Here is a 20,244-nt window from a genome sequence, read left to right on the forward strand (position 1 = left end):
ATGCCAGGATGGATGTCGCTGGAACGGGAAGCTATCTTCGAAGGCGAGGGCGATGCGCGCCAGTTGCTGCACACCAAAATTCGCAACTATCTGCATAAACCCGACACCCCGTTCCTGCATGGCCGGGTGGACGAACAAGAAACGCGAATCAACGATGCAAGCACCACCAGCAAGTGGAATTACAAAAAGGTCGAGGACGGCAATGGCGAGCTCACCTGGAGTTGCAGCACCGAAACCTTTACTGATCATACCCACACGCTAGCGAAAAAAACGGCCACCACCTATTCCCTGCACAACGGCCAGGTGGTATTGGAGCACGATGCCAATAACGTATTTACAAGCTATGAGTATGACGTACTGGGCCGTGTAACCGCGGAAGTCGCGAACCCTGCCGGCCATGCCACCAGACGCACCACGGTCTACACGCAGCTCGAAGAAGATGGGCGCAAACGTAGTTGTGAGGAAGTCACCGACAGCAAGAAAGTCGTCACCCGCACCGTATTCGATGGCTGCCACCGCCCCATCCGGGAAGAGCGTAAAGCCTGGGACGCCGTGACAAAAGAGGTCGTGACGCGCAAGGTAGCCGAGCTGGACTATGACTCGGCGGGCCGCCTGGTGAGCGAAATCGGCTATGACTACCTGCCGGACAAAGACGGCAAGCCACAGCCGCGCGTGCTCGAGTTGAAGTCAAGCTACGAGTACGACGGCTGGGGCCAACTGTGTGAAGAAGTGCGCCCTGACGGCATCAAGGAATGTATCGACGCTACGCCGCTCGAGCCTGGTGGCCAACTGGTCACCCGCTGGATCGAAAGCCCGAAAGCGCCCGGGCAGAGGCTGCAACAGACCGTCAGCAAGCTCAACCGCTTCAGCAAACCGGTTTACGAGTACCGCCTGCTGGAGGAAGAAGTGGATCCCCCTGAGGGAGGCAAGCAACGGGTTACACGCAGGGCCGGCCACACTGACTTCACCTACGACGGGCTCGGCCGCTGCCTGAGCCGGACCGAAACTATCCTGGACCCGAAAGACGACAACGAGGTCATCAAACGCACCAGCAAGTTCACCTATGACGCCTTGGGCCGCATGACTACCAATCAGCGGCCAGATGGCTCGACCTTGATACGCACGTTCGCCCCCCACAGCATGGGCGAACTCGTCACTGAACTGCAGTTGAAAGAGAAAAAAGACAAACCTGTGCAGATGCTCTGCGAGCGCAAGTTCGACGGGCTTGGCCGCCTGGTGAGCATGACCGTGGGTTCGCGGGTGGAGGAATACACCTATCAGGGCCTGACCCAGTTGGTCGACAAGCGCACGGCGTTCAGCCTGGTGGCCACAAACAAAGGCACCCGCAAGCGGGTGATCAGCTATAAGTACAAGCCAGAACTGACCGAGCAACCCAGCGAGCTTATTGCAAAACTGGAGGACGAGGACGGCCGTACCCGCCAGGAGGAGCAGCAGAGCGCAGACTTCGTGTATCACCCCGAGAGCGCAGAAATTACCCACGCCAACAATGCATTGGGTAAACGCAGTTATAAGTACACCGACCAAGGCGACATTAGCGAAGAACACCTGACTGAGACTGAGGGTACGCCTTACAGCGTCACTTACCAGCACTCCTGGCAAGGCCTGCCGACACAGCGCAAGCACAGCGATGGCCAAGCCTGCGACTATGACTTCGATGACCACGGTCGGCTGGTATCGGTGGTACAGGGCAATCTCAAGTCGACGCTGACCTACGCCGAAGACACCGGCCTGCTGGAGACCACCGAAACCCGCGACACCAGCAACGCCGACGCGCAACAGCAACATGTGACACTGTGCACCCAGCACTATGACAGCCTGGGCAGGGAAACCCGCCGCACCTTGTGCGTCAACGGCCAGGCACGCCAGCTGGTACAAGTGTGGCTGGACAACGACATGCTGCATTCGCGAACTCTGTGGCAAGACGGGCAAAAACTGCGTGAGGAAAAGTACGAGTATGACAATCTTGGCCGCCTGAGCAAATACGATTGCCCTGTCGAAACCGCCAGCGGCCGGCAGATCACAACCCAGATGTTCCAGTTCGACGCGGTAGACAACATCATACGCTGCCGCACAGTGTTCAATGACGGCGATAGGGACACTGCGTACTTCACCTACAGCGCTCATGACATCTTCCGACTGGAAAAGGTCACCCATGATGTGCCACCTGAAGGCTACCCGGAAGAACAGACCTTCAGCTACGACGAACTGGGCAACATGCTCAACGATGAGCGCGGCAATACCTTGTACTACGACAGCCTTGGCCGCCTGCAGCAGGTGCAGGACGCCAACCGGCAGGTGACGGCGCAGTACCGCTATGACGGGCATGATCAGCTGCTGTACTCGGGCAATGACGCGAAGATGCAGCGCCGCTACCTGGGCCATAGCCTGGACAGCATATTGGAAGACGGCCTGCTCACCGAGTACCTGCACGCCGGCGGCCAACCTCGGGCACAACAACAAGCCGGCAAAGCCACACTGCTGCTTACCGACCATGCAGGCAGCGTGAACACCGAGTACGATGCCGACGGTACGCGCCATGCCCACTACGCCCCGTACGGTGAACAACTGCCCGAGGACGCCGGGCAGCCCCTGCGCAGCCTGCTGGCCTTCAACGGCGAAGCCCGCGAGCGCGCTTTGGGCTGGTACCTGCTGGGCAGCGGCTACCGCGCCTACAACCCTGGCCTGATGCGCTTCCACAGCCCAGACTCGATGCCGCCTGAGGAGGCCGGCATCAACCCGTACGTGTATGCCCTGGGCAATCCGGTTTACTGGCACGACCCCACCGGCCATCGCGGTGAACCCGTGACCCGTGGCCGCCAGGCACCGCTGGAACTGCGCAGAGAAGACACACCCAACGTACCTTGGTATGCCTGGTTGGGCGTCGCTGCTCTCGCCGCCATTTTCGTCGTAGGGGTGCTCACCGTGCCGTGGTCGCTTCCGGCCGCCATCAGCGCGGGTGCCAACCTCGCTGCTGCGGGCCTGGCGGGGGTGGCGACATACTACACGTACGAAAACCCGGAACTTTCGGGCATGCTGCACAACTTCTCGAATGTGTTCTCCGTTATCGGCATGTTTGCGGGCGGATTTGCGGCTGGGGCTACGAAAGCGGCAAAGTCGGCTGCCAAGGGTGCTCAAGCGGCGCCCGCAACTACCAATGCTAGTGTGGTAACAAATATTGATAACCGAACATACACCTTCATACAAAAGACCTCAGGTAGAATTCAGCCCAGCCGTACTCGTGCGTCTATTCGCGCAATAACTGAGCCTGGGACGTCATCACCTGTGAGATCAAGGTCGCCGTCGATGTCCTCCACAAGCAGTAGGGCTTCTAGCACGTCTTCTCAGGCGAGTAACACGGCTTCTCAGGCGAGTAACACTTCTCGGACAAGTTCCTCCACAGTCTCTCAGACGAATGTCGTTAGCAGCGCAACCGGCGCAGCATCGTCCCCCCATGGCTTCAAGCTTGATCTGACAACACTGAGCGAGGACAATAGGTACATATTGCATACTGCTAATGACGGAAGTTTCTACACTGCCCCACCTAACGCGACCAAGTAATTTTGGACACCGGTAGGCCAGTTCACCCCTCACCCTAACGGGTTATACGTCTCGCTGCCTCTGGCAGCGAGACGCCTCATCAAGCATCAAGATAACCACCAGAACATCCTTTTATCCCAAGAAATCAGAAGCCTTTTCCTACATCCCCAGCCCTGACGGCCCTCTAACCTGCCCCCGCCTTTTCAACGTGACCCGGCAGACAACTGCCTGCACGCCCCGTCATTCGCTTCAGGCGCCTGCCACGAGCCCACTGTGCATCGTCCGTCGGCGCCGCCCAGGACACGCTCATGCTCCAGCTCGAACGGCGCAGGCTCTTGCCGTTGCGCCCGCGCCTCGCCCCGCTGCCGCCACTGCTTGGCGGCTGCCTGGCATTGGCCCTTGCCCACCCTGCCTTGGCAGCCCCGTCCGACATTGCCTTCCAGCCCGGCTTCATGCGCCAGGCCCCCGGCCAGTCCGCCGAGGCCGGGGCCTTGGCGCTGCAAAACCTGGCCGCGCAGGCACTCCTGCCGCCGGGGCGCTACCGGGTACAGGTCTCGCTCAACCTCAGCCCCCTGCACGAACAGGACATCGACTTCATTGAGGGCCCGAATGGCAAAGGGTTGCAGCCCTGCCTGACGGCCGAACTGCTACGCACCCTCGAGCTGCGCGAGCAGGCCCTGGAAACACCCCTGCCAGTCGACGACAGCTGCGTGGACCTGGCGCAGCTGGTAACACACGCCAGTGCCGATTTCGACCCCGCACAGTTGCACGTGTCGCTGTCGATCCCGCAAATCGCCCTGCGCCAGGACCGTACGGGCAGCGTGCCCGAGGCCCGCTGGAGCAACGGCATCAACGCCGCCTTCATCAGTTACCAGGCTTCGGCCCAGCACAGCAGCCAGCGCGATGGCCGCAGCCGCAGCAGCCAGGACCTGTACCTGAACAGCGGCGTTAACCTGGGGCCCTGGCGCCTGCGCAGCAAGCAGGCACTGCGCGAGGAGGCCGATGGGGCACGCCGCTGGACCCGTAGCGACACGTTCGCGCAGCGCGACCTGCCCGGCCTGCAGGCCAACCTCACCCTGGGCGAGACCTTCACCAACAGCGACATGTTCCGCAGCGTGCGCTTCACAGGCGCGCAGGTGGCGTCCGACTCGGGCATGCTGCCCGATGCAATGCAGCATTACGCGCCAGTAATCCGCGGGGTAGCCCAAAGCCGTGCCAAGGTAGAAATCCTGCACAATGGCTACCCCATCTATTCCAGCTACGTTGCGCCTGGCCCTTACGCCATCGACGACCTCAGCGTGGGCTCTGGCCATGGCGAGCTGGAAGTGGTCATCACCGAAGCCGATGGCCAGATCCGCCGCTTTACTCAACCCTACTCGAGCATGGGCAGCCTGCTGCGCGAAGGCGTGTGGCGCTACAGCGCGACCGTGGGCCGCTACGATGGCGCCGAACAACTCGACGATCCGCTGTTCTGGCAGGCCACCCTGGCCCGCGGCGGTGTCTGGGACACTACGCTGTATGGCGGCGTGCTTTCCAGCGAGTACTACAACGCCAGCGTGCTGGGCATGGGCCGCGACATCGGCCAGATAGGCGCTTTGTCGTTCGATGTCACCCGCTCCTCCAGCGCCCTGGGCACCACGCTGGGCGACGCCCAGGGCCACAGCTTTGCCTTGCGCTACGGCAAAAGCTTCCAGAGCCGCACCAACCTGCGCTTCGCCGGTTATCGCTACTCGACCGAGGGCTACCGCGACTTCGACGAAGCGGTGCGGCAACGTAGTAATGCCAGCAGCTACCTTGGCAACCGCCGCAGCCGCCTGGAAGCATCGGTGTACCAGAGCGTCGGTGACCGCAGCGCACTCAACCTGACCTTATCTCAGGACACCTACTGGCAAACCAGCCACCAGCGCCGCCAGTACCAGTTGCAATACACCACCCGCCTGGGCAAGGTCGCGGTCAACCTGTTTGCCTCGCAGGCCCTGGACTCGAAAAACGACGACAGCCGCATGTTCGGCCTGAGCTTGAGCCTGCCACTGGACTTTGGCCGCCAGCATCAGGCGAGCTTCGACGTGCGCAACAACAATGGCCGGACCAGCGAACGCGCCAGCCTCAGCGGCGGCTTGCTGGACAACCAGCTCAGCTACAGCACCTTGCTGGCCAACGACGGCCAGGGGCGTAACAGCGGTGGGCTGTCTATCAACTACCAGGGCAGCCAGGCCAGTGTCGGCATGGGCTACAACGAAGGCAACGACTACCGCAGCATGTCGGTGAACGCCAGCGGTGCCGTGATGCTGCATGGCGACGGCCTGGCGTTTGGCAGCCACCTGGGCGAAACCATGGCCTTGGTCCACGTGCCCGATGTGTCCAGCGTCGGCGTACAGAACACCCCCTCGGCGCGTACCAATACCCAGGGTTATGCACTGGTGCCGTACCTGCGCCCCTATCGGCTGAATTCACTGGTACTGCAAACCGACGACCTTTCGCCGGAAGTGGTGATTGGCAATGCCAGCCAGCAAGTGGTGCCGCGCCGCGGCGCGGTGGTCAAGGCCAGCTACGAAATCGAGCATGTGGCCCGCCTGGTGCTGACCCTGCGGCAGGCCAATGGCCAACCCGTGCCGTTTGGCGCCCAGGTGCTCGATGCCGATGGCCAGAGCCTGGGTGTGGTCGGCCAGGCCGGCCAGGCGCTGGTGTCTACCCGCATCACAGGCCCGCAAACAATACGCGTGCTGTGGGGCGAGGCCAGCGATAAAGCCTGCACACTGAACATCGACCCGCAAGCACTCGCACAAGAGAGTGGCTATCGCCTGCAAACCCTGCACTGCCAACTGCCCGTAGCCAGCAGCCAGCCCCTGCTGCCCGGCGACAATACCCAGGAAATGCTCTGATGACCGCGTTCACCTTCAACATCGACCGCAGCTTGCGCCTGACCGCCTGCTGCCTGGCCCTGGGCCTGTTCTCTGGCAACGCTTACGCCACCTGTACGTTCCAGACGGGCGCCACCTACATGACCTACGCGCTTGACATGAAGACATTCTGGGTACCCCGCGATGCCCCAGACGGTACCGTGATCGGCAACTACCCAATGGACGAGTTCAACAGGGAGGGCGCCAGCGTCTCGTGCCGGCCGGACGCTCTCAACCCGCCCAAGGCAAGGCTCACCAATACCGCGCCATTCTTCTCTGGCACCTTGCCCCCCCTGGGTGGCAAGAACATCAATGGCCGCATCCTGGAAACCAACATTCCCGGGATTGGTGTGTACATGGAGCTTGGTTGGCCTTTTGACGGCCGGGCCGGCAACTCCTTCGTCCCTGATCCTGGCACCTCCCCTGTCATACCCTATTCGGGGACCCTGCGAACCCAGCCTTACAACGTCGTTGTGTCGCTTATCAGGGGCAATGCCTGGCTCATCAAGACCGGGCCAATCGCACCCGGCTCCCACGACGTCAACAGCACTGTGTTTCATGGGCAACTGCATAACCTGGGCGAGGTCTTGGAGTACGGCATAACCGCCAAGGTGTACCAGGCGCAGTGTTCGCTGAATTCCAACTCAGTAAGCCAGGGCCTGGTGAACCTCGGCAATTACACCCCTGCCGATTTCACAGGGGCAAACCCCGCGACCCCGCCCGTTCCCTTCCAGATAACACTCAACGAGTGCAAAGACCCCAGCTCCAACCCCGCGAATGTGTACATCGAGCTGGATGGCGCCAATGGCTCGGTGCCGACCGTTCCAGCTGAGGGACGCTTTAGCCTGGGTGGCGCTTCCGATGCCGCCGGGGTTGAAATCCAGCTGCTACGTAGCGATGGCTCGCCCATGCCACTGCAATCGGAGGAAATGGTCAAGCCAATAAGCGTCGGCACTACCCATCTGGACTTCCAGGCGCGCTACTACAAGAGCGCACCAGTGATAACCCCGGGCTTGGCCGAGGGGGGGCTGACCTTTACCGTAAGCTACAAATAACGTGCAAAAAAAGGCCGCAGGGTGAATACCCTGCGGCCTGTGTGACGATAAAAACAAATGATCGGAAACGAAAAAAGACGCCGAAGCGTCTTTTTCGAAGATTCACAAAGTTTGATTCAACCCCGTAAACCTGTATTTGGAGCGGGAAACGAGACTCGAACTCGCGACCCCGACCTTGGCAAGGTCGTGCTCTACCAACTGAGCTATTCCCGCAATTTGAAGCTTTACCGCTAATCGGCGTGAAGCGTCATAAAGACCTTCACCACCACTGCATCGCATAGACGCCACAGTATTTAAACTGGAGCGGGAAACGAGACTCGAACTCGCGACCCCGACCTTGGCAAGGTCGTGCTCTACCAACTGAGCTATTCCCGCAAATGGCGTCCCCTAGGGGACTCGAACCCCTGTTACCGCCGTGAAAGGGCGGTGTCCTAGGCCACTAGACGAAGGGGACACACAACACTTTTCAGTGCGCCAGATATTGAACCTCACGATTCAACCTGGGCTTTCTTTTCCTGCCTCGCCGTTAAGCGTTGCCGGAGAAATTGGAGCGGGAAACGAGACTCGAACTCGCGACCCCGACCTTGGCAAGGTCGTGCTCTACCAACTGAGCTATTCCCGCATTGGCGTCCCCTAGGGGACTCGAACCCCTGTTACCGCCGTGAAAGGGCGGTGTCCTAGGCCACTAGACGAAGGGGACACGCTGCTGGCATTACTGCCTGCTTTCACTCCCTGCCGCGTTTCGCTGTGTGCTTTACGCTGCAAGTGGCGCGCATTCTATGGATGGTTCGAACACCCGTCAACCCCTTTGTAGAAATTTATTTAAATCAATGACTTCCGGGTGGATGGGGGTGCAGATGCGGGCCGCGTTGTCGATATAAAGAGAGGGAGCGCTGTGCTGGCCTCTTCGCGGCTAAAGCCGCTCCCACAGGTACTGCATCACGCTCAAGCTTGGCGCGGGCCCTGTGGGAGCGGCTTTAGCCGCGAGGAGGCCAGCACAGGCGCTGTTCGTCCCCAGGCGAACTCACTACACTCAAGGCTGTAATTCTTCTTCAATGAGGCATTAACGGTGACACCACTTCTGATCACCCTGCTCATCGTGGCGGGCATCGCGTTGCTGATCGTGATCGGCTACCTCAATAATGTGGTCGAAAACAGCAAGCTGGAACGCGCACGGCTGAAGATCGAGCTGGCGGACCGCCTGCGCCGCTGTGGCGAAATCACCGAGACCTTCCCCGGCCAGTTCATGACCCCGGCCTTGAAGCTGTTGCTGACCCGCCTGGAGCTGAACCTCAACCAGCGCCAACTGGCGCTGGACAAGCACAATGCCGAACTCAAGGCGCGCATCGCCGAGCTTGAAGGGCTGATCGCGCTCGGCGACAGCATCCCGGTGAACAACCCACCCAACCCGATCCAGACCGAGGTAAAGGCCAAGGACGTGCGCTTCCTGCTGGAGGCGCTGCACACGCAGATCGTCAAGGCCACCCAGGAGAACGTCCTGCCAACCAGCGAGGGCAAGCACTGGGTCAAGGAGATCCGCCACCTGCTGGTGCTACTGCACATCGAATTCTTCAACAACCTCGGCCAACAGGCCCTGCAACAGGAACAGCCGGGCCAGGCCCGCCTGGCCTTCGAGCGCGGCGTGCAGTACCTGCGCAAGCAGCCGGAACCGAAAGTGTATGAAGAGCAGCTGACGTACCTGGAGAAACTGCTGGCGCGTGCCAATGCCCAGGTGCTGGACCAGATGGAGCCGGCCGAGAACGAGCACAACGAATTGACCGATGGCCTCAAGACCGATGAGGAAGAGACCTGGAAGAAGAAGGTGATCTACGACTGATGCATCAACCTGTACTGGCCTCATCGTGGTCCGACTTGCCCGCGATGAGGCCCGTACAGTCAACACCCATCAGCAGTCAGTCAATTCCAGAAAGGCCGCTGCCAACCGCTCCAGCCCCGCCTGGTCCGCCTCGCTAAACCGCCCGACCTTCGGGCTGTCCAGGTCGAGCACACCAATCAACCTGCCCTCCTTCACCAGCGGTATCACCAGTTCGCTGTTGGACGCACTGTCACAGGCGATGTGCCCCGGGAACGCATGCACGTCCTCGACCCGCTGTGTCTGCCGGCTGGCCGCTGCCGCGCCGCACACACCGCGGCTGAACGGTATGCGCACACAGGCCACCTGGCCCTGGAACGGGCCCAGTACCAGCTCTTCGTTACGGTTGAGGTAGAACCCGGCCCAGTTCAGGTCGGCCACCTGGTTGTACAGGAACGCCGAAAACTGCGCCGCATTGGCGATGAAGTCGCGCTCGTCGGCAAACAGCGCCTGCACTTGCGCAGCCAGCAGGTCATAGCCGTCTAGGCCAGCGCCACTGGCATTGAGGTCGATCATTTATTTCTGCTCCAGCAATTGCAGCCCGACCCAGTAGCGGGCGAACTGATAGGCACAACGGCCATTACGGTTGCCGCGGCCGGTGGCCCAGCGCACGGCGAGGATGTCGAGGGCTTCCGTGCGCTGCCAGGCCAGCCCGGCAGGCTGCGCCAGCTGGCCGATCCAGTGCTCGACCACGCTGAGGAAGTGTTCCTGGGTGAACGGGTAGAACGACAGCCACAAACCAAAACGGTCGGACAAGGCAATCTTGTCTTCTACCGCTTCGCTCGGGTGCAGTTCGCCATCGACCCGCTTCCAGTTCTCATTGTCGCTCTCCTTCTCCGGCACCAGGTGGCGGCGGTTGGAGGTGGCGTACAGCAGTACGTTATCTGGCGCCTGTTCCAGCGAGCCGTCGAGCACGCTCTTGAGCACCCGGTAGTCGCCCTCCCCGGCTTCGAACGAGAGGTCGTCACAGAACAGGATAAAGCGCTGCGGCAGCTTCTGCAGCTGCTCGACCACGCGCGGCAGGTCGGCCAGGTGATCGCGCTCGATCTCGATCAGGCGCAGCCCGGCGCCCGCGTGCTCGGCCAGCAAGGCACGCACCAGCGACGATTTGCCGGTGCCGCGCGAACCCCACAGCAAGGCGTGGTTGGCCGGCAGGCCATTGATGAACTGGTGGGTGTTGCGGCCCAGCTGGTCACGTTGCTTGTCGACGCCGATGAGGTCGGTCAAGCGAATGTCCAGGCTGACCTGCAGCGGCATCAGATAACCGGTGCGGCCATCGCGCTGCCAGCGCGCGGCCAGGGTGGTGGCCCAGTCGATGTCCGGGCGTGGTGCCGGCAACAGCGGTTCGAGACGCGCCAGCACGGCCTCGGCGCGTTCCAGGAAACTATTCAAGCGGGCGTCCATGACGACTCCTAGCAATTCAGGTTCAGGGCTACTGTGCCGGCCTCTCGCGGGTAAACCCGCTGCCACAGGTACGCATATGACCTGTAGGAGCGGGTTTACCCGCGAGAGGCCGGCACTAACAGTTGAGCAATCAAGGCTGAATGTGTGACAGGCCCACCAGCAGCCGGGGTTGATCGGCTATGCTTGCGCAGCGCAAGGGACGTGAAACCGGCTCGGGACCCATGGATATCAAGTTCACCAATCGCCTGTCATACAAGCAAGCCCGGTTGACAGTCCTGGTCGGCTTCATCCTGGGAACATTGCTCAGTCTCATCCAGATCGGCATCGATTATGCCAGCGAAGACGCATCCATCAACCGCGAAGTGCAGGCGTTGCTGCAAATCAGCCACAACCCGGCCTCGCGCATCGCCTACAACATCGACTCGGAACTGGCGCTGGAGCTGACCCGCGGCCTGCTGCAGTCACCGGCGATCATCCGCGCGCGCTTGATCGACAACAACGAGACGGTGCTGGCCGATGTGCAGCGCGCGGCCCTGCAGGACCGCTACCGGCCCCTGAGCGACTTCCTGTTCGGCGAGCAGCGCCAGTTCAAGGAGCGTCTTTACCTCACCCATATGCCCGAGGAATACCTCGGCACCCTTTACCTGGATGTCGACACCTACGCCTTTGGCAGCCGCTTCCTCGAGCGTGCCGGGGTCACCCTGCTCAACGGTTTTGCCCGCAGCCTGGTGCTCACCGGCATTCTCCTGGCGCTGTTCTACATGATGCTGACCAAGCCCTTAGTGACAGTAATCGGCGCCCTCAGCGGGCGTGACCCGCGCCAGCCTGGGCAAACCCGCCTGGAGTGCCCCCATGGCCACGAACTGGACGAGATCGGCGTGCTGGTCAAGGTCGCCAACCAGCAGTTCGTCAGCATGGCCACCGAGATCCAGCAGCGGCGCAGCGCCGAAAATCGCCTGACGCAGTATCTCAACGAGCTGGAAGATATCGTCTCGGCTCGCACCGAAGAACTCAAGGCCAGCAACAGCCGCCTCAGCCAATCCAACCAGGAGCTGGTCGAAGCCCGGCAGCGCGCCCTCGACATGGCCCAGGCCCGCGCGGCCTTTCTGGCCAACATGAGCCACGAAATCCGCACCCCGCTCAACGGCATGCTTGGCATGATCGCCCTGGCCCTGGACAGCCCCCTGGCCAGCGAGCAACGCCAGCAACTGTCCATCGCCCACGACTCGGGCAAGGTGCTGGTGGAGTTGCTCAACGATATCCTCGACCTGTCCAAGTTCGACGCCGGGCAGCTGGAGCTCGAACGCATACCCTTCGACATGGGCGCAATGGTCGAGGACACCGCCAACCTGCTGTCACAGAACGCCGCGCAAAGCGTCGAGCTGACCTGCCTGATCGCCCGCGACTTCCCAAGCTCAGTGCTGGGCGACCCCACACGCGTGCGCCAGGTGGTCAGCAACCTGCTGTCCAATGCCCTCAAGTTCACCCGCTTCGGCCGCGTCGACCTGCACCTGGCGCGTATCGTTGGCGGGGTGCGCCTGGAGGTGCGCGACACCGGTATCGGCATACCCGAAGATGCCCAGGCGCGGATTTTCCAGCCATTTACCCAGGCCGGCGCCGGTATCACCCGCCAGTATGGCGGTACCGGCCTGGGCCTGGCCCTGACCCGCAACCTGTGCAAGGCCATGCAGGGCCACCTGCATATCCGCTCCGCACCAGGTTTTGGCAGCGTGTTCAGCGCCGAATTGCCGCTGGCCACCCATACCGAAGCCATCCCGCCGGCACCGCTGCAAGGCCGGGTCGTGACCCTAAGCAATGCAGGCAGCGGCCTGTGCGAACTGCTGCAGAACGTGCTGCCGGCCTGGGGGCTGGCGTACCAACGGCAAGACAGCACGGCGGCACTGGATGGCCGCGCGATCGACCTGCTGATCACCGACGACCTGGAGCATCTGTTCCAGCTGCGCCCTGCGCTCAAAACGCCAATCCTGCTGGTGACCGCCTATGGCAACTTCCTGCCCGCCGAGCAGTCAGCGCAGCTGGCGCCTCTGCACCAGCTGGCCCGCCCACTGGCGCGCAATGCCCTGTACCAGACCCTGCGCCGCACCTTGCAGGGCCATGCCCCCGAGCACCCGCTGGCCACGCCATCGCTAACCGCCGCTAGCGGCCGCGCGCGCATTCTGCTGGTGGAAGACAACCCGGTGAACCAGCTGGTGGCCAAGGGCATGCTGGCCAAGCTCGGCTGCCAGGTGCAGCTGGCCACCCAAGGCGCCGAGGCGCTGGAATGGCTGGAGCAGGCGGATTTCGACATGGTGCTGATGGACTGCAACATGCCGGTGATGGACGGCTACGAGGCTAGCAGGCGTATCCGCCAGAGTGGCCGCTGGCCAGAGCTGCCGATCGTCGCCCTGACCGCCAACGCCATGCCCGAGGAGCGCGAACGCTGCCGGGCGGCGGGCATGAACGACTACCTGGCCAAGCCGTTCCGCCGCGAAGAGCTGTTGGCGCTGATCGACCACTGGGTGCCGCTCAGCGGCTGAGCAGGCGCTCGATATCGGCCTCCAGGGCCTGGGGCTTGGTGGTCGGTGCGTAGCGCACGACCTTGCCGCTGGCCGGGTCGACCAGGAACTTGGTGAAGTTCCACTTGATCTTCTGCGACCCTAACAGGCCCGGTGCGCGCTGCTTCAATTCGACGAACAGCGGATGGGCACCGGGGCCATTGACCTCGACCTTGCGAAACAGCGGAAAACTCACGCCGAAGTTGCGCTCGCAGAACTGCGCGATCTCGCGCGCGTCACCCGGTTCCTGCTTGCCGAACTGATTGCACGGGAAACCCAGCACCACCAGGCCTCGCTCGCGGTAATCCTGCCACAGCTGCTGCAGCCCCTTGTACTGCGGGGTGAAACCGCACTGGCTGGCGGTGTTGACCACCAGCAGCGCCTTGCCGGCAAAATCGCCGAGCACCTTGTGCTCGCCGCCGATCGTCACGCAGGGGATGTCCAGCATCGATCCAGCCATGTTCAGGCTCCGTTACGCGGTTTGAAATCCAGGCACACCGAGTTGATGCAGTAGCGCAGGCCGGTCGGTGGCGGGCCGTCTGGGAACACGTGGCCCAGGTGGGCGTCGCACTGGGCGCAAGTGACCTCGGTGCGGATCATGCCGTGGGAAGTATCACGAATCTCGACCATCGCGCTTTCTGCCAGGGGCGCATAGAAGCTCGGCCAGCCGCAGCCGGAGTCGAACTTGGTGTGCGAATCGAACAACGGCAGGTCGCAGCAGATGCAGTGGTAGATGCCCTCGCGGCGCTCGCTGTTGTACTTGCCGCTGAACGGCCGCTCGGTGCCCTTCAGGCGGCACACCTGGTACTGCTCCGGGTCGAGCATCGCACGCCATTCTTCAAGGGTTTTGTCGATCTTTTGCATGTGGGGACCTCGGCAGGCTGAATTTCACCTCGCGCCGTCTTTTCCGTAGCGCGGGTGGCACGTATATTAGTTGGCTTCGTGTGCACGGGCTCCAAGTCTGGCACCCGCGCCCCGCCCTTTCAAACCTTTCGACGGCGGCGCACCGCGTATTCTCAATCGGGATCACATCATGCAGTTCAGCAAATCGAACAAGCTCGCCAATGTCTGCTACGACATTCGCGGCCCGGTGCTCAAGCACGCCAAACGCCTGGAAGAGGAAGGCCACCGCATCCTCAAGCTGAACATCGGCAACCCGGCGCCGTTTGGCTTCGAAGCGCCGGACGAAATTCTCCAGGATGTGATCCGCAACCTGCCTACCGCCCAGGGCTACAGCGACTCCAAAGGCCTGTTCAGCGCGCGCAAGGCGGTGATGCAGTACTGCCAGCAGAAAGAAATCGAAGGCGTCACCATCGAGGACATCTACCTCGGTAACGGCGTCTCCGAGCTGATCGTCATGTCGATGCAGGCGCTGCTCAACAACGGCGATGAAGTGCTGATCCCGGCCCCCGACTACCCGCTGTGGACCGCTGCCGTGAGCCTGGCCGGCGGCAAGCCGGTGCACTACCTGTGCGACGAGCAGGCCGACTGGTTCCCCGACCTTGAGGACATCAAGGCCAAGATCACCCCGAACACCAAGGCGCTGGTGATCATCAACCCGAACAACCCGACCGGCGCGGTGTACTCCAGGGAGCTGCTGCTGGGCATGCTGGAGCTGGCGCGCCAGCACAACCTGGTGGTGTTCTCCGACGAAATCTACGACAAGATTCTCTACGACGAGGCCGTGCACATCAGCACCGCTTCGCTGGCCCCCGACCTGCTGTGCCTGACCTTCAACGGCCTGTCCAAGTCATACCGGGTAGCGGGCTTCCGGTCGGGCTGGCTGATCATCTCCGGGCCCAAGCACCACGCCCAGAGCTATATCGAAGGCATCGACATGCTGGCCAACATGCGCCTGTGCGCCAACGTGCCGGCCCAGCACGCCATCCAGACCGCACTGGGCGGCTACCAGAGCATCAACGACCTGGTGCTGCCGCCAGGCCGCCTGCTGGAGCAGCGCAACCGTACCTATGAGCTGCTCAACGCCATCCCGGGCGTCAGCTGCGTGAAACCGATGGGCGCGCTGTACGCGTTCCCGCGGATCGACCCCAAGGTCTGCCCGATCCTTAACGACGAGAAGTTCGCGCTGGACCTGCTGCTGTCGGAAAAACTGCTGATCGTGCAAGGTACGGCGTTCAACTGGCCGTGGCCGGACCACTTCCGCGTGGTAACTTTGCCACGGGTGGATGATTTGGAGCAGGCGATTGGGCGGATCGGGAATTTCCTGCGGACGTATTCGCAGTAATTGAAGGCCTCATCGCCGGCAAGCCGGCTCCCACAGGATCACCAAAGGCCTGAAGGTTGTGGGATTGCTGTGGGACCCGGCTTGCCGGCGATTGGGCTGCAAGGCAGCCCCCTACACATCTCACAAACCGATTCTTACATCCTGCAATGCTCTACCTCACAGCCCCCACCCCATCCTCTGCCATACTCCGCCGTACACAGTTTGAAATAGTCGCCTGATTGAATCCGAGCGACCGGCCCCTTATATACCCCGCATACGCAACACACTCATCCGTCAGGAGAACGTAACAACCATGATGCGCATTCTGTTGTTTGTAGCCACCAACCTTGCGGTGGTGCTGGTTGCAAGCATTACCCTGAGCCTGTTCGGCTTCAACGGGTTCATGGCCGCCAACGGGGTTGACCTCAACCTCAGCAGCTTGCTGGTGTTCTGCGCCGTGTTCGGCTTTGCCGGCTCCCTCGTCTCGCTGTTCATCTCCAAGTGGATGGCGAAGATGTCCACCGGCACCCAGATCATCTCGCAGCCGCGCACCCGCCACGAACAGTGGCTGCTGCAGACGGTCGAGGAGCTGTCGCGCGAAGCCGGCATCAAGATGCCCGAAGTGGGTATCTTCCCGGCCTACGAGGCGAATGCTTTCGCCACCGGCTGGAACCGCAACGACGCGTTGGTCGCTGTCTCCCAGGGCCTGCTGGAGCGCTTCTCACCCGATGAAGTGCGCGCCGTGCTGGCCCACGAGATCGGCCACGTGGCCAACGGTGACATGGTCACCCTGGCGCTGGTGCAGGGCGTGGTGAACACCTTCGTGATGTTCTTCGCCCGCATTATCGGCAACTTCGTCGACAAGGTCATCTTCAAGAACGAAGAAGGCCAGGGCATTGCCTATTACGTGGCGACCATCGTCGCCGAACTGATCCTCGGTATCCTGGCCAGCATGATCGTCATGTGGTTCTCGCGCCGCCGCGAATACCGCGCCGACGAAGCCGGTGCACAGCTGGCCGGCACTGCCGCGATGATCGGCGCCCTGCAGCGCCTGCGCGTGGAGCAAGGCCTGCCGGTGCAGATGCCCGACACCCTCAAGGCCTTCGGCATCAATGGCGGCCTCAAGCACGGCCTGGCTGGCCTGCTGATGAGCCACCCGCCGCTGGAAGACCGTATCGAGGCCCTGCGCCGCCGCGGTTGATCCTCAGGCATAAAGAAAGGGCGACTTCGGTCGCCCTTTCTTTTTTGTCATACATGCAAACGATAAACCCGCTCCAGCAGGCTCGTCACGCCCGCCTGCTGGAATTTCGGGCTTTCCTCGATTAGCTCCTTGACCTCCAAGGCTTCAATCCTCCAATCAGCAAAGCCCTGGCGAACTTCGGCATCCCTCACCGAAAACGGCGGCCCGGCCAACAGCGCCTGGTCGTAATCAAGCGTCACCAGCATGCCCTTGCTTCCAACCGGCATCAGCGTCGTAAGCATCGCCTTGTAACGCTCACGCATCGGCGCTGGCAGCGCAATCAAGGCTGCACGGTCATACAGCCCCGCACAGTCCGCTACGTCCTCGGCCTGCAAGGCGAAGACATCGCCGCACCACAGCTCAACATCACCACTGCGCCACACCTCGAAGGCGCCATGCTGGGACACCTGCGCAGCCAGCCCATGCTCCAGGAAGAAATCCTCCAACGCCCGCCGCGACAGCTCGACGCCCAGCACCCTGTGCCCCTGCCCTGCCAGCCAGGCCAGGTCCAGGCTCTTGCCACACAACGGCACCAGCACCCGGCTGCCCGCCGCCAACCCGAGGGCTGGCCAATAACGTTGCAGATAAGGGCTGGCCTCAGCCTGGTGAAAGCCGATCTGGTTGTCGGCCCACTTTCGATGCCAAAACGCCGGCTCCATGTTTCCTCCTGGTTTTTCGATGGATTGCGCAAAAATCTTATATTGGATATCGATCTTTGACTGATCGAAGATGAGTGCATCTTAACCTTCAGGACACCACCATGCTGCCCAGCCTGTTCATTTCCCACGGCTCCCCCATGCTCGCCCTGCAACCGGGTGCCAGCGGGCCGGCTTTGGCCCGGCTGGCAAATAGCCTGCCCCGCCCGAAGGCAATCGTGGTGGTGTCGGCGCATTGGGAAAGCCGCGAACTGCTGGTGACCGGTGGCCCACAACCACAAACCTGGCACGACTTCCATGGCTTCCCCGCTGCGCTGTATGCAGTGCAGTACCCGGCGCCGGGGGAGCCCGCACTCGCAGTCAGGGTCGAGGCACTGCTGAACGCTGCCGGGCTGGCGGCGCACCTGGACGCTCAACGGCCGTTCGATCACGGGGCGTGGGTGCCGCTGTCGTTGATGTATCCGGATGCGAACATTCCCGTGATCCAGGTTTCGCTGCCAAGCCACGGTGGGCCTGAGCTGCAACTCGAGGTCGGCCAAGCACTGGCGGGGCTGCGTGACGAGGGCATCCTGCTGATAGGCTCCGGGAGCATCACGCATAACCTGGGCGAGCTTGACTGGCATGCCGGGCCAGATGTGATCGAGCCGTGGGCGTTGGCGTTTCGCGATTGGGTGGTGGAAAAACTGGGTAAGGATGATCAGGCTGCGCTGCTGGACTTTCAGCGGCAGGCGCCCTTTGCCGCTCGCAACCACCCCAGTGACGAGCACTTCTTGCCGCTGTTCTTTGCGCTGGGGGCTGGCGACAAATTCAGTATCGTGCACCAAGGCTTCACCCTCGGCGCGCTGGGGATGGATATTTACCGGTTCGACTGAACGGTCCCGCGAAAGGGCCGGCAAAGGCAAAAAAAATCCCCGGCCTGGGCCGGGGATTTTTTTATTGCGCCAGGATCAATCCTCGCGGTAGCGACGCAGCTTCAGCTGCTTGCCGGCCACGCGGGTGTCCTTGAGCTTGGACAGCAGGCGCTCGAGGCCGTCTTCCGGCAGCTCGATCAGGCTGAAGCTGTCGCGAACCTGGATGCGACCGATCGCATCACGGGCCAGGCCACCCTCATTGAGGATCGCACCCAGCAGGTTCTTGGCAGCGATGCCGTCACGGGCACCCAGGGCGGTACGGCAACGCACACGGCCTTCGGCCAGCGGCATTGGCGCACGACGCTCGCGGTCACCACGGTCGCCGCGGTCACTGCGCTCGCCACGGTCAGGACGCTCGGTGCGCTCGCCACGTGGCGCAAAGCCCGGAACCAGCGGCTGCTCACGCTCTACGGCAGCCAGGTCCAGCGCCTGGCCATTGGTGGCCTTGCGCAGCAGGGCCGAGGCCAGGGCGCGCGGGCTGCAGCCCAGGTCAGCAGTCAGGCGGTCCAGCAGCTCACCATGAGTGGCTTCGGCGTCGGCAACCAGCGGCGCCAGGCTCGAAGTCAGCTTCTTGATGCGTGCATCCAGCACCGCTTGAGCGTTCGGCAGGCGCGCTTCGGCAACCTTCTGACCGGTAACACGCTCGATGACCTGCAGCATGCGGCGCTCACGCGGGGTGACCAGCAGCAGCGCACGGCCTTCGCGACCGGCACGGCCGGTACGGCCGATACGGTGAACGTAGGACTCGGGGTCGTACGGCATGTCGACGTTGAACACGTGAGTGATGCGCGGTACGTCCAGACCACGGGCAGCGACGTCGGTAGCCACGACGATGTCCAGGCGGCCATCCTTGAGCGAGTCGATCACGCGTTCACGCTGGTTCTGGGCGATGTCACCGTTCAGCGCAGCAGCCTTGTAGCCTTTGGCTTCCAGCGCGGCGGCCAGGTCCAGGGTGGCTTGCTTGGTACGCACGAAGGCGATCAGCGCGTCGAACTCTTCCACTTCCAGCAGACGCAGAACAGCCGGGATCTTCTGGTCGGCATGGACCATCAGGTGGGCCTGGTCGATCGCGGTAACGGTCTGGGTCTTGCTCTGGATCTTGACGTGCTTCGGTTCACGCAGGTGACGTTCGGCGATCGAGCGGATCGACGACGGCAGGGTTGCGGAGAACAGTACGGTCTGGCGGCTGGCCGGGATGGCATCGAAGATCACTTCGAGGTCGTCCATGAAGCCCAGCTTGAGCATTTCGTCGGCTTCGTCCAGTACCAGGTACTGTACGGTCGACAGGACTTTCTCGTCGCGACGCAGGTGGTCGCACAGACGGCCTGGGGTAGCGACGACGATTTGCGCGCCGTTACGGATGGCACGCAGTTGCGGGCCCATCGGGGCACCGCCGTATACAGCTACCACGTTAACGCCTGGCATTTGCTTGGCGTAGGTTTCGAAAGCGGTAGCGACTTGCAGCGCCAACTCACGGGTTGGCGCCAGGATCAGGGCTTGCGGTTCGCGCTTGCTCACGTCGATCTTGTTGAGGATCGGCAGGGCGAAGGCAGCGGTCTTGCCGGTGCCAGTCTGCGCCTGGCCGATCATGTCGTGACCGGCGAGGATGATCGGGATCGACTGATGCTGAATAGCGGACGGCTCTTCATAGCCAGTGGCTACGACAGCTGCAACGATATTCGGATTGAGATCGAGAGCGGCGAATCCGCCGGTTTCCTGGGTCATGGGTCTGCCTCTAGGTGCATCCGCAAAGACCCATGCTCCAAAGCTGCACATGCCTTGAAAGACCAGAAGGTCACCCAGGCAGCTTTGGCGGCGGGGATTTGCGAAAACGATTGAAAAAGAAAAACTTGGGAAGGTCCGCCTAG

Annotated in this window: 13 protein-coding genes, 5 tRNA genes and 1 pseudogene; 8 read left to right on the forward strand and 11 right to left on the reverse strand. The window is 62.1% G+C overall.

Going from position 1 to position 20,244, the window contains the following annotated elements:
- The first annotated feature begins 12 nt into the window (after positions 1-12).
- From ACFY68_RS12400 to ACFY68_RS12410, 3 genes are all read left to right on the forward strand, one after another.
- Complete coding sequence (locus ACFY68_RS12400) at positions 13-3,579, forward strand: RHS repeat-associated core domain-containing protein (RefSeq protein WP_387527413.1); 3,567 nt, start codon at positions 13-15, stop codon at positions 3,577-3,579.
- Between the two features lie 287 nt (positions 3,580-3,866).
- A complete protein-coding gene (locus ACFY68_RS12405; RefSeq protein ID WP_387527416.1) occupies positions 3,867-6,440 on the forward strand; it encodes a fimbria/pilus outer membrane usher protein in 2,574 nt (857 codons plus the stop codon).
- Positions 6,440-7,513, forward strand: a complete 1,074-nt coding sequence (locus tag ACFY68_RS12410) for a fimbrial protein (protein WP_387527419.1) — start codon at positions 6,440-6,442, stop codon at positions 7,511-7,513. Before ACFY68_RS12405 ends, ACFY68_RS12410 begins: the two co-directional genes overlap by 1 nt.
- Positions 7,514-7,650: 137 nt before the next feature.
- Here the strand turns inward: ACFY68_RS12410 and ACFY68_RS12415 are convergent.
- The 5 genes from ACFY68_RS12415 to ACFY68_RS12435 form a co-directional block, all read right to left on the reverse strand.
- Positions 7,651-7,726 (reverse strand) — tRNA-Gly (locus ACFY68_RS12415).
- Between the two features lie 86 nt (positions 7,727-7,812).
- Positions 7,813-7,888, reverse strand: a tRNA-Gly gene (locus ACFY68_RS12420).
- 3 nt (positions 7,889-7,891) lie between these two features.
- Positions 7,892-7,967: transfer RNA gene (locus ACFY68_RS12425), tRNA-Glu, on the reverse strand.
- Positions 7,968-8,059: 92 nt separating this feature from the next.
- Positions 8,060-8,135: transfer RNA gene (locus ACFY68_RS12430), tRNA-Gly, on the reverse strand.
- A gap of 2 nt (positions 8,136-8,137) precedes the next feature.
- Positions 8,138-8,213: transfer RNA gene (locus ACFY68_RS12435), tRNA-Glu, on the reverse strand.
- A gap of 369 nt (positions 8,214-8,582) precedes the next feature.
- On the opposite strand from ACFY68_RS12435, the gene ACFY68_RS12440 reads away from it, so the two are divergent.
- Positions 8,583-9,350 carry a hypothetical protein gene (locus ACFY68_RS12440; protein WP_387527422.1) on the forward strand — a complete coding sequence of 256 codons (768 nt, stop codon included), beginning with the start codon at positions 8,583-8,585 and terminating at the stop codon, positions 9,348-9,350.
- Between the two features lie 69 nt (positions 9,351-9,419).
- Here the strand turns inward: ACFY68_RS12440 and ACFY68_RS12445 are convergent, their stop codons facing one another.
- Positions 9,420-9,902, reverse strand: coding sequence for a GAF domain-containing protein (locus ACFY68_RS12445; RefSeq protein WP_387527425.1), 483 nt, complete (start codon positions 9,900-9,902; stop codon positions 9,420-9,422).
- Entirely contained in the window at positions 9,903-10,790 is an 888-nt protein-coding gene (locus tag ACFY68_RS12450; RefSeq protein WP_387527428.1) for an ATP-binding protein, read from the reverse strand.
- 179 nt (positions 10,791-10,969) lie between these two features.
- On the opposite strand from ACFY68_RS12450, the gene ACFY68_RS12455 reads away from it, so the two are divergent.
- Entirely contained in the window at positions 10,970-13,327 is a 2,358-nt protein-coding gene (locus ACFY68_RS12455; protein ID WP_387527431.1) for a response regulator, read from the forward strand.
- Here ACFY68_RS12455 and ACFY68_RS12460 read toward each other — a convergent pair.
- A complete protein-coding gene (locus ACFY68_RS12460) occupies positions 13,317-13,805 on the reverse strand; it encodes a glutathione peroxidase (RefSeq protein ID WP_387527434.1) in 489 nt (162 codons plus the stop codon). The genes ACFY68_RS12455 and ACFY68_RS12460 overlap by 11 nt on opposite strands.
- 2 nt (positions 13,806-13,807) lie before the next feature.
- Complete coding sequence (msrB, locus tag ACFY68_RS12465) at positions 13,808-14,209, reverse strand: peptide-methionine (R)-S-oxide reductase MsrB (RefSeq protein WP_387527437.1); 402 nt, start codon at positions 14,207-14,209, stop codon at positions 13,808-13,810.
- Between the two features lie 169 nt (positions 14,210-14,378).
- Here msrB and ACFY68_RS12470 point away from each other — a divergent pair, with 169 nt between their 5' ends.
- Entirely contained in the window at positions 14,379-15,590 is a 1,212-nt protein-coding gene (locus ACFY68_RS12470; protein ID WP_387527440.1) for a pyridoxal phosphate-dependent aminotransferase, read from the forward strand.
- 292 nt (positions 15,591-15,882) lie between these two features.
- Complete coding sequence (gene htpX, locus ACFY68_RS12475; RefSeq protein WP_387527443.1) at positions 15,883-16,770, forward strand: protease HtpX; 888 nt, start codon at positions 15,883-15,885, stop codon at positions 16,768-16,770.
- Between the two features lie 47 nt (positions 16,771-16,817).
- Here htpX and ACFY68_RS12480 read toward each other — a convergent pair whose 3' ends face one another.
- On the reverse strand, positions 16,818-17,468 hold the full coding sequence (locus ACFY68_RS12480; RefSeq protein WP_387527446.1) for a thiopurine S-methyltransferase: 651 nt from the start codon (positions 17,466-17,468) through the stop codon (positions 16,818-16,820).
- A gap of 101 nt (positions 17,469-17,569) precedes the next feature.
- Between ACFY68_RS12480 and ACFY68_RS12485 the strand changes: the two genes are divergently transcribed.
- Complete coding sequence (locus ACFY68_RS12485) at positions 17,570-18,337, forward strand: dioxygenase (protein ID WP_387527449.1); 768 nt, start codon at positions 17,570-17,572, stop codon at positions 18,335-18,337.
- A gap of 75 nt (positions 18,338-18,412) precedes the next feature.
- Here the strand turns inward: ACFY68_RS12485 and ACFY68_RS12490 are convergent.
- Positions 18,413-20,135, reverse strand: a pseudogene (locus tag ACFY68_RS12490) (DEAD/DEAH box helicase).
- Positions 20,136-20,244 lie beyond the last annotated feature (109 nt).

This window comes from Pseudomonas sp. NPDC012596 (genome assembly GCF_042902325.1).
Taxonomy (GTDB): Bacteria; Pseudomonadota; Gammaproteobacteria; order Pseudomonadales; family Pseudomonadaceae; genus Aquipseudomonas.